This window comes from Falsochrobactrum shanghaiense, from assembly GCF_003149535.1.
GTDB classification, from domain to species: Bacteria; Pseudomonadota; Alphaproteobacteria; order Rhizobiales; family Rhizobiaceae; genus Brucella; species Brucella shanghaiense.
On record NZ_QGDB01000001.1, the window covers coordinates 369,695 to 383,136 of the forward strand.

The window sequence follows — 13,442 nt, forward strand, 5'->3', positions numbered from 1 at the left end:
GAAGCGCACGACAGCCGGCAGCTGCGTGCGCTTCAGGTTTGTCATCAGGCGCGTGACGAAGACTGGCGCGTGACGGTCGATGGATCGACCCAGCCAATATTACCGTCCGCACGACGATAGACGATATTCACTTCGTCATTACCCGCATTCCGGAAAACCAGAACCGGATTTTCAGTCAAATCTAATTCCACAACCGCCGATGCCACGGAAAGCGTGCGCAATGCGACGGATGATTCCGCAACAATGGTCGGCGCATAATCGACCGGAAGCTCCTCCTCTTCTTCCGGCAGCGGTGCCATAACACGATATGCCACATCATCATAGATCGCATTTGGCGCAGTGGCGGAGCGCGACTTCAGGCGGCGCTTGTAACGGCGCAGCCGGGTCTCGATCTTTTCCGCCGCCGCATCGAAGGCCAGCTGCGGGTCCTGCGCCTCTCCGGTGCTTTGCAAGGTCGCACCACTGTCAAGATGCAGGGTACAATCCGCACTGAACCGCGATCCGGACTTGGTGACCGTTACCTGCCCGGAAAAGCCATGATCAAAATATTTGCCGACCGCCTCATTCACCCGATCCGTAATCCGGGCTGTGAAGGCTTCGCCGACGTCCATATGCTTTCCAGCTACACGCAGAGTCATTTGGTACACCTCATTTGCGTTACATTACGGGATATAGTCTAATCACAAGGTGAGAGAAGCGCAAAGCGAACAAGCATCAAATCTGCTTTTCACCCCGTTCAAATTACAGCTACCCAAACTCCTGTCATCCGCCTCAGGGAGCGAGGCTGCATATCCTTGCAATATAACGCTGCAAACGCTCGAACGTTTCGCCAAGATAACTGGAAAACCGACCTTCACCGGTAAATTCCATAATGCGAGCGGGGCTTCTATTGACTGAAACCTCAAATGTCAATCGAACCTTCTGCCAGTACCCGCTTCCGGGCTGGGTGTTTTGGGCATTTCGTGCATTTTCCAGTTTTCGCAGGCCCTTCCCCCCTTGGAAAACCCCTCAAAAATGACGGCTTGCTTCGGCTCTTTTCTCGCGCCTGCGCTGTACTGATGACGCAATATTCATCGATTCCCGGTATTTTGCCACCGTTCTTCGCGCAATATCCACGCCATCCTTCTTCAGCGCGTCCACGATGGCGTCGTCGGAGAGCACATTGGCGGGATTCTCGGCATCGATCATCTGCCTGATGCGATGGCGCACGCTCTCGGAGGAATGCGCGCTGCCGCCTTCCGACGATGCGATGGAGGCGTTAAAAAAATAACGCAGCTCGAACATGCCACGCGGCGTCGCCATGAATTTGCCCGCGCTGACGCGGCTTATGGTCGATTCGTGCATGCCGACGGCATCGGCTATGGCGCGCATGTTCAGCGGCTTGAGGTGGATTACCCCCCGCCGCAGAAACCCGTCCTGCTGGCGTACGATCTCCTGCGTCACCTTCAGGATCGTGCGCGCACGCTGGTCGAGGCTGCGCACGAGCCAGTTAGCCGTCTGCATGCAATCGGACAGGAAGGCTTTTTCCTCCGCTTTCACCGATCGGCTGACCCGCGCATAATACTGATTGTTGACGATCAGCCGCGGCAAGGCAGCGGAATTGAGTTCGATCGCCCAATCGCCCTGCCGCGTCAGCCCAACCAGCACATCCGGAACGACAGAATCGGCAATATCAACGCTGAAACGCGCACCCGGCTTGGGATCGAGCGCCCTGATTTCGCGCAGCATATCGGCAATATCCGCCTGATCGACACCGCACACCTTCTTCAGCGCCGCAAAATCACGGCGCGCCAGCAGATCGAGGTGATCGATCATTGCGGCCATCGCCGGATCGAGCCGATCCCTAAGATGAAGCTGGATTGCCAGGCATTCGCGCAGATCGCGCGCAAAAATACCTGCCGGATCAAAGCCCTGCATCTTTTCCAATATATGCTCGACATGCGCGGTTTCCACACCGAGATTTTGCGCAAGCATATAGATATCCGCGCGCAAATAGCCGTTCTCATCAAGCGCATCGGCCAGAGCGCTGGCGATAAACCGGTCCGCCGGGGCGCGGAATGTCAGCGCGACCTGTTCGGCGACATATTCGCTCAATGAAGGGCGCGACACCGTGATCTCGCCAATATCGTCATAGCCGGGGTTTGAAACTGCGCCGGGGCTGTCCCTGAATTGCCTGTCGGAGCGGCCGGGATCGTCGGGAAAGATATTTTCGAGCGAAGCATCAAAAGCTGAGGACAGGCTTTGTGCATCATCGACCGCGCCGGTTTTAAACCAGTCCTCATCAGAGGCCGGATCGACAGCTTCCGCATTTTCCCCTGCGTCTTCCTCGCCGGAGCGCTCCAGATCAGCGCTCTCGCCATCGGAGCGTTCTTCCCGTTCGAGCAGCGGGTTCTTCTCGATTTCCTGTTCGAGAAACCGGGTCAGCTCAATATGCGTCATCTGCAACAGCTTGATGGATTGCATCAGTTGCGGCGTCATCGCCAGCGATTGCGACTGACGGAAATCGAGCTTTGGCGAAAGAGCCATGGGGAACGCTATTCCTGCGGAATACTCCTGTTCACGACGACAAGCATATCAGGAGCGGCAAAGCTTACAGAGTGAATTGATCACCCAGATAGAGCCTGCGCACATCAGGATTGGCGACGATCTCGGCCGGGCGGCCATGGGTCAGCACCTGACCGGCATGGATGATATAGGCGCGGTCGATCAGTCCAAGCGTTTCACGCACATTGTGATCGGTGATGAGAACGCCGATGCCGCGGCTGGTCAGATGGCGCACGAGCTGCTGAATATCCGAAACGGCAATGGGATCGACACCGGCGAAAGGCTCGTCCAGCAACATGAAATTGGGTCGCGAGGCAAGCGCGCGCGCAATCTCCAGACGCCGCCGCTCGCCGCCGGAAAGAGAAATGGCGGGCGCTTTACGCAAATGCGCGATATGAAATTCTTCCAGAAGCGCGTCGAGTTCCTGCGCGCGCTTCCGGCGATCCTTTTCGACCACTTCCAGCACGGCCTTGATGTTGTTTTCGACCGAAAGGCCGCGGAAAATCGAGGCTTCCTGCGGCAGATAGCCGATGCCCAGCCGCGAACGGCGATACATGGGCATGGAGGTTACATCGTAACCGTCGATTTCGATCGAACCGCTATCGGCAGGCACGAGACCCGTCACCATATAGAAGCAGGTCGTCTTGCCCGCGCCATTGGGGCCAAGAATACCAACTGCCTCGCCTGCGCGCACACCAAACGACACGCCGTTGACGACCTGTCGGCCCCGATAGCTCTTGCAAAGCCCGCGCGCCACCAGCGTTCCCTTGAGGCGGGTCGTCTTGCCGGGCTGCGACGGCATGGCGCCATCGGCAGACACGGCTGCATTTTCAGAAACTCTCTGCTGCTCGCCGGTCTTCCTGTTCCAGAACAATCCCACGCGCGCTCCGGTCAGTTCGAATTGGGCGCGCCACCGCCCTGCTGTTGATCATTGGGCGCCATGATGATCGAGACACGGCCCTTGCTCTGCCCCTTGCAGCTTTCAAGGAAAGCCTTGCCGGTGCTCATATTGGCCGTGAGCTTGCAGCCCGTCGCCACATTGTCACCGTCGGTCAACACGACCTTCTGGCCCTCAAGCACCATGATCTGGCTCTTGCCATCATAAGTGCCGCTATCGCCGGTGGCGACCTGCGTGCCGGATTTGAGATAGACCTTGCCGCTGATTTCGAGATGATCGATGCCAGCAGAACTCAGGCCAGCCGCACCGGAAGCCTGTCCGCCCTCGCCTTGCGCATCCTTATTGTAAAAGACGATCATCTTGCCCGATTTGAGCAAGGCATCGCCCTGCACGACGGAAACATTGCCGGTGAAAATGGCCATGCCGTCCTTGTCGCGCATTTCGAGCTTGTCGGCGTCGATCTTGATCGGATCCTTGCTGTCGGAAAGCTTGAGGCTGCCGAAAGGCACCTGCTCGCTGTCCTGCGCCAGAACAGAGACCGGCGAGACAACGAGGCCAAGCGCCAAAGCTGCAAATCCCATCCGCAAAATGCGGGTCTTTCTGCTCTTGTCCATCTTGCCCGTCTCGCGATTCATCTGTTCCCCACACCGCCACCCCCTCGCCTTTGGCGCAAGGGGCCGCTTAAAACCTATCCAGCCGACATTCGTTACGGCGTTTTGCGTTACGGCGTTTTGTTGCCCGAAACGGCATTGCCGTCAATAACCACTTGCACCTTGTTTTCAAAGATCAGAATCTTGCCACTGTCCTTGATCTGCATGCTGTCGGCCATGATCTGCGTGCTGCCATTGCGAATATCCACCGGCTGGTCGGTCGTCACCTGCCCGCTTTTCAAATTCACATCGGCGGAACGCATGACGGCGCGCAGCCCCTCGTCGGTCGTAACAGTAAAATCCTTATCAAGTTGCAAACGGCCATTCGCATTATCATAAATGCCGGAAGCCGCTTCCACGGTGGCGCTGCCTTCATCACCCACCGGCAATTGCGCGGAAATGCCTTCAAGTGTGATCACACCGCTGTTCTTGGCGTCCTGCACGGCTTTGGCTGCGACCATCGAATAGGGGCGGTTGTCCTTGGTATAACCGTTGAGCTGCGGGCTGGTCATGACCAGCTTGCCGCTTTCACCGCCGGTATTGACCTCGACCTTTACCGGAGCTGCCGGAGTTGCAAGAAAAGTATACCACGAAAAAACCGCCGCTACCGCTACCGCTGCGACCGGCAATGCGGTTTTGAGCACACGAACGCGCACGGAATGGCGCTGCGCCGCCTTGAAAAGCGCCGCCGCCTTCTCGGATGCACCAAAATGCATGCCACCGACGCCGTGCCTTGCCGTGGCGGCGACTGTCGATACCTTGATATGTGGCGTGTCGGCGTTCATCTTGTCTTTCGGTTACTCAATAATGGACGATACCTGACGGCAAACCGTTGTCATCTGCCGCTATCATAATTCAATATGGTTTATTTGGGGTGCAATACCCTGATGCTCAATAGTATTACACGACACAAAACACCGCACCTGCCATGCAAATAGCAGTTACCGGCCACAAAATAGCGTTTACGGCCTTTTCCCCCGCGTTAAAATGCCGATCAACTTTTCTTTACCACAAAATGGATTGCGGTTACAGATGCTGCATTTACAGGATCTATCACACAAGTTGTTCCTGTCCACCCGTTCCCGCCCGATCGATATTCACGTTTGGGGCGGCATGTTCTAGACTGAGCCCTGTTTCATATGAAGAAATGGATGGATGAATATGGCCTATGACGCCGAGGCAGTGATTGAAAGACGCAAGCTGCGCAGAAAGCTGACGTCATGGCGCATTGCCTTTCTGCTTCTGCTGGCGGCGCTGATTGCCGGTGTCGCCGCCTATTCGATGCGCGGGGCCAGTTTTACCGCGCCTCATGTCGCCAAGGTGCGTATCGAAGGCACTATTTTCGAAAATGAGGAGCTGGTCAAACGTCTCGACAAGATCGCCGATAATGACGCCGTCAAGGGCGTGATCCTGATCCTCGATTCGCCGGGCGGCACGACGGTCGGCGGGGAAACGATCTATGAGGCGGTGCGCAAGATCGCGCAGAAGAAGCCGGTCGTCACGCAGGTCGGCACTCTGGCGGCTTCCGCCGGATATATGATCGCCAGCGCATCCGATCATATCGTGGCACGACAGACCTCCATCGTCGGCTCCATCGGCGTGCTGTTCCAATATCCCGATGTCTCGAAGCTGCTTGATACGCTCGGCATCAAGGTCGAAACGATCAAGTCGGCGCCGCTCAAGGCAGAGCCGAATTATTTCAGCCCCGCCAGCGAGGAAGCCAAGGCCATGATCCATGACATGATCATGGATTCCTATGACTGGTTCGTCGGCATTGTCGAGGAACGCCGCTCGTTCACACATGAACAAGCGCTGGCGCTGGCCAATGGCGCTGTCTTCACCGGACGTCAGGCACTGGAGAAAAAACTCATCGACGGGCTTGGCGGCGAAGAGGAAGCAGTCAAATGGCTTGCGGGCAAAGGCGTCTCCGACAAGCTGCCGCGGCTGGAATGGAAACCCGAAAGCAGCGAGACCGGCTTTTCGCTGCGTGATTTCATCATCCATGCGGGCGCGCGCTTGCTCGGTATGCCGGAGCAGGCCGATGGCGTGCTAAAGGATATTGTCCGGGACCGTATCTTCCTTGACGGAATTCTTTCGGTTTGGCACGTTGACGAAATGCCGGTAAATAAATGATTCCGCTCATCGGACAGCACAAAAGCACAGGGGTTTAAAGCCGTGATCAAATCGGAACTCGTTCAGATTATCGCCAGCCGCAATCCGCATCTTTTCCAGCGCGATGTCGAGAATATTGTCGGCGCGGTTTTCGAAGAGATCACGAATGCGCTTGCCGACGGCAACCGCGTGGAGCTGCGCGGCTTCGGTGCTTTTTCGGTCAAGAACCGTCCGGCGCGCAGCGGACGCAATCCGCGTACCGGCGAAACGGTGGACGTGGAAGAAAAATGGGTGCCGTTCTTCAAGACCGGCAAGGAACTGCGCGACCGCCTCAACGGCGCGGTGTGATCCAAGACCATGACGGCAAAACGCGTCATAAGCATCATCATACTGGTACCGCTTGCGGTCATCCTGATTGCGCTTTCGGTTGCCAACCGCGAAACGGTCGCGTTTACGATTGATCCGTTCAACCCCGGAAACCCGGCGCTGACCTATCATGCACCCTTATTCCTGTGGCTTTTTGGTACGCTTCTTGTTGGCGTGGTGATCGGCTCTGTCGTGACATGGCTGACGCAGGGCAAGCATCGCCGCCGCGAACGCAGATACAAAAAAGAAGCCTCACAACTGCTCGAACGTGCCGAATCAGCAGAAAAACGCCACCTTCCCGGCAACCTGCCCAACAACTGAAAGGCACAGGCCGTCTTTTTCCCTTTCGTTCCAGCCGCATTTGCCCTACCTACAGCCAAAAGGCTTGAACGGAGTTTTAGGTGAAAGCGCCAAAGGGAAAAGGCAGAAAGCCGACAGGCGGCAAGCAGGAAAACAGGCCGGACAGCAAAACGGCCTTCTTCAAGAAGCCGCGCCCGCAATTCGCCAAGGCCGCAAGCAGGCCCGCCGAGGAAAAGCCTGCAAGCCCGCTGCGCGAGATCAAGCCCTATGCGGGTGCCCGCCCCGGCGAACGATTGCCGCTCATTCTCGAAACCGAACCGTCGGACGATTATGCGCTGCTCGACAGCGGCAACGGGCTGAAACTCGAACAATATGGCCCCTATCGCATCGTGCGCCCGGAAGGGCAGGCGATCTGGCTGCCAAGCCTTCCCCCCAGGGAATGGGAGGGGGCCGACGCCATATTCACCGGCAATACCGATGAAGAGGGCATGGGGCGCTGGGCATTTCCGAAAGTGCCATTGGGCGAAACATGGCCCATGCAGCATGACGGCATTTCGTTTCATGGCCGCTTCACTTCCTTTCGCCATGTCGGTGTCTTTCCCGAACAGGCGGCGCACTGGTCGTTCATGGACGGGCTGATCCGCGATGGCGTTGCGTCCGGGCGCAGCGTCAAGGTGCTCAATCTTTTCGGCTATACGGGTGTGGCCTCACTGGTTGCGGCGCGCGCAGGCGCGGAAGTCACCCATGTCGACGCCTCCAAGAAGGCAATCATCTGGGCGCGTGAAAATCAGGAAATGGCGGGGCTTTCCGACAAGCCGATCCGCTGGATCTGCGAAGATGCGATGAAATTCGTTGCGCGCGAGGAGCGGCGCGGCAGTTTCTACGATATTATCCTGCTCGATCCGCCCGCCTATGGGCGCGGCCCGAGCGGCGAAGTGTGGCAATTGTTCGAACATCTGCCCGCCATGGTCGATACATGCCGTTCGATTCTCACGCCCAAGCCGCTTGCGGTCATTCTGACCGCCTATTCGATCCGCGCTTCCTTCTTTGCCATTCATGAATTGATGCGCGACCGTTTCACCGGCCTTGGCGGCAGCGTCGAATCGGGCGAACTCATCCTGCGCGAGCGTTCAGCCGGGCGCGCGCTTTCCACATCCATGTTCAGCCGCTGGATAGCAAAATGAGCCGAAACGACGATTTTTCCAAAGGCGGCACGGCCCGCACCGACCATCCAAGAGTGGGACAGGTGAAGGAAGTCACCAGTCTTGCCAATCCCATCGTCAAGGATCTGCGCTCGCTCAGCCTCAAGAAATTCCGCGACCAGCAGGGCGTGTTCCTCGCCGAAGGGCTGAAACTCGTCATCGACGCATTCGAGCAGGACTGGCGCATCAAGACGCTGGTTTTTGCAAAATCCGGCAAAGGCAACAAGACCGTCGAGCAGATCGCCGCGCGCACCTTCGCCAAGGGCGGGCTGGTGCTGGAAGTGACCGAGAAAGTCATTTCGGCGATTACCCGGCGCGACAATCCGCAAATGGTGGTCGGCGTTTTCGAGCAGCAATATCAACCGCTTGCAAGCCTCAAGCCCAAGCATGACGATGTTTATATCGCGCTTGATCGCATACGCGATCCCGGCAATCTGGGCACCGTCATCCGTACCGCCGATGCGGTGGGTGCAAAGGGCGTGATCCTCATTGGCGACACGACCGATCCCTATTCGCTCGAAACCGTGCGCGCGACGATGGGATCGATTTTTTCCATGCCGCTCTACAAGGTCAGCGAAGCCGAGTTTCTCAACTGGCGCAAGGGGTTTTCGGGACTGGTCGTCGGCACGCATCTTAAAGGTGCTGTCGATTATCGCACCATTCCCTATGCCAAGAAGCCGGTCGTTCTGATGATGGGCAATGAGCAGCAGGGATTGCCCGACAATCTGGCAGAAAGCTGCGACAAGCTTGCGCGCATTCCGCAGGCAGGACGCGCCGATTCGCTTAATCTCGCCATTGCCACCGGTGTCATGCTCTATGAAATCCGCCGTGACGCACTGGTTCTGGATGAGAGGGCGCAATGATGAAACGCCATGCGGTTCTGTCCTCGCTTTTCGTGGTCGTCATCGCGGTCGTGCTTGATCAGGTGATCAAATATCTGGTCGAAACCAGAATGGGCTATGGCGAGCAGATCGATCTTCTGCCGTTTCTTGCCCTGTTCCGGGTGCATAATGAAGGCATAGCCTTTTCCCTGCTTGCGGAACTGCATGATGTCGGGCTGATTGCGATAACCCTCGCCGTCATCGCCTTCGTGCTTTACCTGTGGTGGACAAATGCGCCGGAACGCGTTTTTGCGCGCTATGGCTTTGCGCTGGTGATCGGCGGGGCCATCGGCAATCTCATCGACCGCAGCATGCATGGCTATGTGGTGGATTATGTCCTGTTTCACCTGCCAAGCTGGTCATTTGCCATTTTCAATCTGGCCGACGCCTTCATTACCATCGGCGCGGCGCTTATCATTCTTGAGGAATTTCTTGGCTGGCGGCGCGAGCGCGCGGCGCGCTGATATTTTATTGCCGGCAAACAACGCAGCTTGATCGACTGCCGCCTTTCACATATTTTGGCGCGGAGATTTTCACAGGTTTTTTAAGAGGATAGAGCCTCCCAAACCACATGACACATTGGTGACATGCTTCTGTCATCCTCACGTAGCACTGAATCTCTATTGCTTCGCGCAAAATGGGCATGATGCCCGGTAAGCGCATGGCAGCATAAACGGGTCTCTACCTGCCGAAAATGGCAGAACGGCTCGTCGGGAATGTGTAAAGAGACAGAACAGGAGCGATCATCATGACAGTAATGCTTGGAATGGGCCAGCAAATCATTGATGATACGGTCATGTCGGGTATAGAAGCGCAATCGAAGCTTTTCCCATCCAGCGGCGAGCCCCTTGTTCTGGGCCGCATCGGATCACTGGAGGTCAGGCTTGCAAATTCCTGGGACGCTGTGGAGGCGGCGCAGGAGTTGCGTTTTCGTGTCTTCTTTGAAGAAATGGGCGCGCGCAGCACGAATATCGAAGAAGTCGAATCGCGCGATGCCGACCGTTTCGATGCGGTCTGCGATCATCTTCTGGTTTATGACACAGCCCTGCCCGTGCCCGAGCACAAGCAGATCGTCGGCACATACCGGCTGATGCGGTCCGATCAGGCCGCGCAGACTGGCGGGTTTTATTCGGCTGATGAATATGAAGTGCAGCGGCTGGTGCTCTCGCGCCCGGAGCTGAAACTTCTCGAACTCGGACGCTCCTGCGTGAAGGCGGAATATCGTTCCAAGCGTACGGTTGAAGTGTTGTGGCAAGGTGCATGGGCCTATTGCCGCCGCCATGCAATCGACGTGATGTTCGGCTGCGCCTCGTTTCACGGCGTGGTTCCGGCAGCCCATGCGCTGGGCCTTTCCTTCCTGCATCATAATTGCCGCGCCACGCCCGATTGGGATGTAAGCGCCCTGCCGCAGCGCTATCAGGCGATGGACCTGATGCCCAAGGAAGCGATCAACAACAAGGTTGCATTGTTCTCCATGCCGCCGCTGGTAAAGGGCTATCTGCGCCTTGGCGCGATGATCGGGGACGGCGCGGTCATCGATGAGGCGTTCGGCACAACCGATGTGTTCATCATCATGCCCATCGAACGTATCTCAAGCCGTTACATCACCTATTACGGCGCAGATGCAAACCGCTTTGTTTAAATCAAGAGGCGAAGCTTTTGCTTCGCCTTCATATTTATCCTCTCCCCGCCAGTTCCTTTAGCCTGTAAACAAGCTCCAGCGCCTCGCGCGGGGTCAGCTCATCCGGGCTGATGGCAGAAACGGCCTCGGCCAGTTCACTGTCTTTGGCAGATATTTGTGCCTTTGGCTTTTCCTGCTGAAGCACGACCGAAAACAGCGGCAGATCATCAATCAGCTTGTCGGCCTTGCCCGATGTTTCGCCCGCTTCAAGCTGATGCAGCACATCGCGGGCGCGATTGACGACCGCTTCCGGCAGACCCGCAAGCCGCGCCACCTGTACGCCATAGGAACGGTCGGCAGCACCCTTTGCCACTTCATGCAGGAAGACGACATCATTGTCCCATTCCTTGACGCGCATGGTGACGTTGAACAGCCGTTCGAGCTTTTCCGAAAGTGCCGTCATCTCATGAAAATGGGTCGCGAAAAGCGCGCGGCAGCGGTTCTTTTCATGCAGATATTCGACCGCTGCCCAGGCGATGGAAAGCCCGTCGAACGTCGCCGTGCCACGCCCGATCTCATCGAGGATCACCAGCGAGCGCTCGCCAGCCTGATTGAGAATCGCCGCCGTTTCCACCATTTCGACCATGAAGGTGGAGCGCCCGCGCGCCAGATCGTCGGATGCGCCGACGCGGCTGAACAGCCGATCCACGACCCCGATATGAGCCGAATCCGCAGGCACGTAGGAACCCATCTGCGCGAGAATGGCGATCAGCGCATTCTGGCGCAGGAAGGTCGATTTACCGCCCATATTCGGACCCGTCAAAAGCCAGATGGCGCCATTGCCACTGCTTTCCTGCGGAGAAAGATCGCAATCATTGGCCACGAACGGATTGGCCGCCTGACGGCGCAATGCTTGTTCCACCACCGGGTGGCGACCGGCAACAATATTGAAAGAAAGGCTGTCATCGACGGTTGGGCGGCAATAGGACTGCTCATCCGCCAGAACCGCCAATGCCGCCGAAACGTCGAAAATGCCCAATGCCGCCGCAGCGGCACGAATGCTGTCGGCATGAGAAACGGCTTCGGCGGTCAGTTCCTCGAAAATGGCAAGCTCGATGGATAGGGCACGATCGGCGGCGTTGGCGATCTTGCTTTCGAGTTCCGCCAGTTCGGTGGTCGTGAAGCGCATGGCATTGGCCATGGTCTGGCGATGGATGAAACGGCTTTTGGCCGCATCCGTATCGGTCATCGCAGCGGAATTATTGGCTGTGACCTCGATGAAATAGCCAAGCACATTATTGTGCTTGATCTTCAGCGATTTGATGCCGGTTTCCTCGATATAATCGGCCTGCAAACCGGCAATCACCCGGCGCGACTGGTCGCGCAGCGCGCGCATCTCGTCAAGCTCGGCATTATAGCCCGCGCGCACGAAACCGCCGTCGCGCTTTAAAAGCGGCAATTCATCGGCCAGCGCACGGTCGAGATGGGCGGTGAAGATCGCGGGCAGCGCACTGATGGCATCGCGGGCGCGGGCCAGTTCGTCAGGCAATAGCGCGCTTTGCAGCAGCTTGACGACGAGCTGCGCCGCCTCGAAGCCGCGCGCGAGACCGCCCAGATCGCGCGGACCGCCGCGCCCGACCGCGAGCCGCGACAGGGCGCGCGGCATATCGGGTACGCCCTTGAGTTCAAGCCGCAAGGCTTCGCAGAGCGATTGCTCGCTCAGGAACCACGAAACGGAATCAAGCCGCAAGGCGATTGCCCTGGGGTCGGTCAGCGGCGCGGTCAGGCGTTCGGCCAGCAACCGCGCGCCGCCGCCCGTCACCGTGCGATCCACCGCTTTCAGCAGGCTGCCATCGCGGTTGCCCGACATGGTGCGGGCTAGCTCCAGACTGGCGCGGGTGGCGGGATCGATGAAAAGAGTGCCGCCCTCATGCTCGCGTTCGGGACGCATCAAGGGCGGACGCTCGGAAATCTGCGTCTTTTCGATATAGGCGATCGCCCCGGCAATCGCCGAGAGTTCAGAGCGACTGAACTGGCCAAAACCATCGAGCGTTGCGACGTCGAAGTAGCGCTGGATGCGCGTTTGAGCGGCTGCGCTATCGAAAAGCGTCGCCGGTTGCGGCATGACCGCCTTGCCGACCAGATCAAAGACCGGCTTTAACGCGGCATCGTGAAACGCCGTATCCGCCACGATCAGTTCACTGGGATCGACGCGCATTATATCGGCAAAAAGCCGATCCGGCTCCGTTTCGGCAACCCGGAAGGTTCCGGTCGAAATATCGATCCACGCCAGAGCCAGCGCGCCATCGCCCTTGTTGCGACCGAGCGCCATCAGAAAATTGGCTTCCGACGGATCGAGCAGTTTTTCCTCGGTGAGTGTGCCGGGCGTCACCAAACGGATCACATCGCGCTTCACCACCGATTTGGAGCCGCGCTTCTTTGCTTCCGCGGGGTCTTCCACCTGTTCGCACACCGCAACGCGATAGCCTTTGGCGATCAGTTTTTGCAGATAATCGTCAGCGGCATGAACGGGCACGCCGCACATGGGAATATCTTCGCCCAGATGCTTGCCGCGTTTGGTCAGCGTGATGCCCAGCGCCCTTGACGCTTCCACCGCATCATCGAAAAACAATTCGTAAAAATCGCCCATGCGGTAGAAGAGCAGCGAATCAACATTCGCCGCTTTAATCTCGATATATTGCTCCATCATGGGGGTGAGACGGACAACCGCTGCCGCAGCAGGATTTTCTTCCGCTTCCGGCTTGTCTTCGCTGGCCTTCACTTCCATGGGCATAAACCTTCGTTTGTTGCGCACTCTTGGCACTCAAAGTCATAAAATTTCGTATTTCACCATGTTGGAAGGAATAC

The 13,442-nt window shown here is 57.6% G+C and carries 13 protein-coding genes; 7 read left to right on the forward strand and 6 right to left on the reverse strand.

Translation table 11 applies throughout. From position 1 onward, the window contains the following. Positions 1-44: 44 nt before the first annotated feature. From hpf to lptC, 5 genes are all read right to left on the reverse strand, one after another. Entirely contained in the window at positions 45-638 is a 594-nt protein-coding gene (gene hpf / locus DKP76_RS01860) for a ribosome hibernation-promoting factor, HPF/YfiA family (RefSeq protein ID WP_109704715.1), read from the reverse strand. Positions 639-1,008: 370 nt separating this feature from the next. Then, a complete protein-coding gene (rpoN, locus tag DKP76_RS01865; RefSeq protein WP_109704716.1) occupies positions 1,009-2,526 on the reverse strand; it encodes an RNA polymerase factor sigma-54 in 1,518 nt (505 codons plus the stop codon). 64 nt (positions 2,527-2,590) lie between these two features. Then, entirely contained in the window at positions 2,591-3,424 is an 834-nt protein-coding gene (gene lptB, locus DKP76_RS01870; RefSeq protein ID WP_109704717.1) for an LPS export ABC transporter ATP-binding protein, read from the reverse strand. An 11-nt stretch (positions 3,425-3,435) separates the two neighbouring features. Beyond that, positions 3,436-4,077: an LptA/OstA family protein gene (locus DKP76_RS01875; protein WP_109704718.1), complete on the reverse strand. Its 642-nt coding sequence runs from the start codon at positions 4,075-4,077 to the stop codon at positions 3,436-3,438. A gap of 86 nt (positions 4,078-4,163) precedes the next feature. Beyond that, on the reverse strand, positions 4,164-4,877 hold the full coding sequence (lptC, locus tag DKP76_RS01880) for an LPS export ABC transporter periplasmic protein LptC (RefSeq protein WP_109704719.1): 714 nt from the start codon (positions 4,875-4,877) through the stop codon (positions 4,164-4,166). Between the two features lie 376 nt (positions 4,878-5,253). On the opposite strand from lptC, the gene sppA reads away from it, so the two are divergent. From sppA to olsB, 7 genes are all read left to right on the forward strand, one after another. After that, positions 5,254-6,225 carry a signal peptide peptidase SppA gene (gene sppA, locus DKP76_RS01885; RefSeq protein WP_109705132.1) on the forward strand — a complete coding sequence of 324 codons (972 nt, stop codon included), beginning with the start codon at positions 5,254-5,256 and terminating at the stop codon, positions 6,223-6,225. Positions 6,226-6,267: 42 nt separating this feature from the next. Beyond that, positions 6,268-6,552 carry an integration host factor subunit beta gene (locus tag DKP76_RS01890; RefSeq protein WP_109704720.1) on the forward strand — a complete coding sequence of 95 codons (285 nt, stop codon included), beginning with the start codon at positions 6,268-6,270 and terminating at the stop codon, positions 6,550-6,552. Between the two features lie 9 nt (positions 6,553-6,561). After that, complete coding sequence (locus DKP76_RS01895) at positions 6,562-6,891, forward strand: lipopolysaccharide assembly protein LapA domain-containing protein (protein ID WP_109704721.1); 330 nt, start codon at positions 6,562-6,564, stop codon at positions 6,889-6,891. A gap of 80 nt (positions 6,892-6,971) precedes the next feature. After that, the gene (locus DKP76_RS01900; RefSeq protein WP_109704722.1) at positions 6,972-8,054 is read left to right on the forward strand and encodes an RsmD family RNA methyltransferase; all 1,083 of its coding nucleotides are present in this window, start codon (positions 6,972-6,974) and stop codon (positions 8,052-8,054) included. Next, the gene (locus DKP76_RS01905; RefSeq protein WP_109704723.1) at positions 8,051-8,935 is read left to right on the forward strand and encodes a TrmH family RNA methyltransferase; all 885 of its coding nucleotides are present in this window, start codon (positions 8,051-8,053) and stop codon (positions 8,933-8,935) included. The genes DKP76_RS01900 and DKP76_RS01905 overlap by 4 nt, the downstream gene beginning before the upstream one ends. Continuing rightward, positions 8,935-9,417 (forward strand): signal peptidase II, encoded by a 483-nt coding sequence (gene lspA, locus DKP76_RS01910; protein ID WP_109705133.1) that lies wholly within the window; start codon positions 8,935-8,937, stop codon positions 9,415-9,417. Before DKP76_RS01905 ends, lspA begins: the two co-directional genes overlap by 1 nt. Positions 9,418-9,701: 284 nt before the next feature. After that, on the forward strand, positions 9,702-10,595 hold the full coding sequence (olsB, locus tag DKP76_RS01915) for a l-ornithine N(alpha)-acyltransferase (RefSeq protein WP_199224727.1): 894 nt from the start codon (positions 9,702-9,704) through the stop codon (positions 10,593-10,595). A 34-nt stretch (positions 10,596-10,629) separates the two neighbouring features. On the opposite strand, the gene mutS is transcribed toward olsB, so the two are convergent. Further along, the gene (gene mutS, locus DKP76_RS01920) at positions 10,630-13,362 is read right to left on the reverse strand and encodes a DNA mismatch repair protein MutS (RefSeq protein ID WP_109705135.1); all 2,733 of its coding nucleotides are present in this window, start codon (positions 13,360-13,362) and stop codon (positions 10,630-10,632) included. Positions 13,363-13,442: the final 80 nt, after the last annotated feature.

What these genes read in the sequence shown, in the direction of transcription:
- rpoN (WP_109704716.1), bottom strand. Translation starts at nt 2,526, where the DNA reads ATGGCTCTTTCGCCAAAGCTCGATTTCCGTCAGTCGCAATCGCTGGCG.
- mutS (WP_109705135.1), bottom strand. Translation starts at nt 13,362, where the DNA reads ATGGAAGTGAAGGCCAGCGAAGACAAGCCGGAAGCGGAAGAAAATCCT.
- DKP76_RS01875 (WP_109704718.1), bottom strand. Translation starts at nt 4,077, where the DNA reads ATGAATCGCGAGACGGGCAAGATGGACAAGAGCAGAAAGACCCGCATT.
- lptC (WP_109704719.1), bottom strand. Translation starts at nt 4,877, where the DNA reads ATGAACGCCGACACGCCACATATCAAGGTATCGACAGTCGCCGCCACG.
- sppA (WP_109705132.1), top strand. Translation starts at nt 5,254, where the DNA reads ATGGCCTATGACGCCGAGGCAGTGATTGAAAGACGCAAGCTGCGCAGA.
- olsB (WP_199224727.1), top strand. Translation starts at nt 9,702, where the DNA reads ATGACAGTAATGCTTGGAATGGGCCAGCAAATCATTGATGATACGGTC.
- hpf (WP_109704715.1), bottom strand. Translation starts at nt 638, where the DNA reads ATGACTCTGCGTGTAGCTGGAAAGCATATGGACGTCGGCGAAGCCTTC.
- DKP76_RS01905 (WP_109704723.1), top strand. Translation starts at nt 8,051, where the DNA reads ATGAGCCGAAACGACGATTTTTCCAAAGGCGGCACGGCCCGCACCGAC.
- lspA (WP_109705133.1), top strand. Translation starts at nt 8,935, where the DNA reads ATGAAACGCCATGCGGTTCTGTCCTCGCTTTTCGTGGTCGTCATCGCG.
- DKP76_RS01895 (WP_109704721.1), top strand. Translation starts at nt 6,562, where the DNA reads ATGACGGCAAAACGCGTCATAAGCATCATCATACTGGTACCGCTTGCG.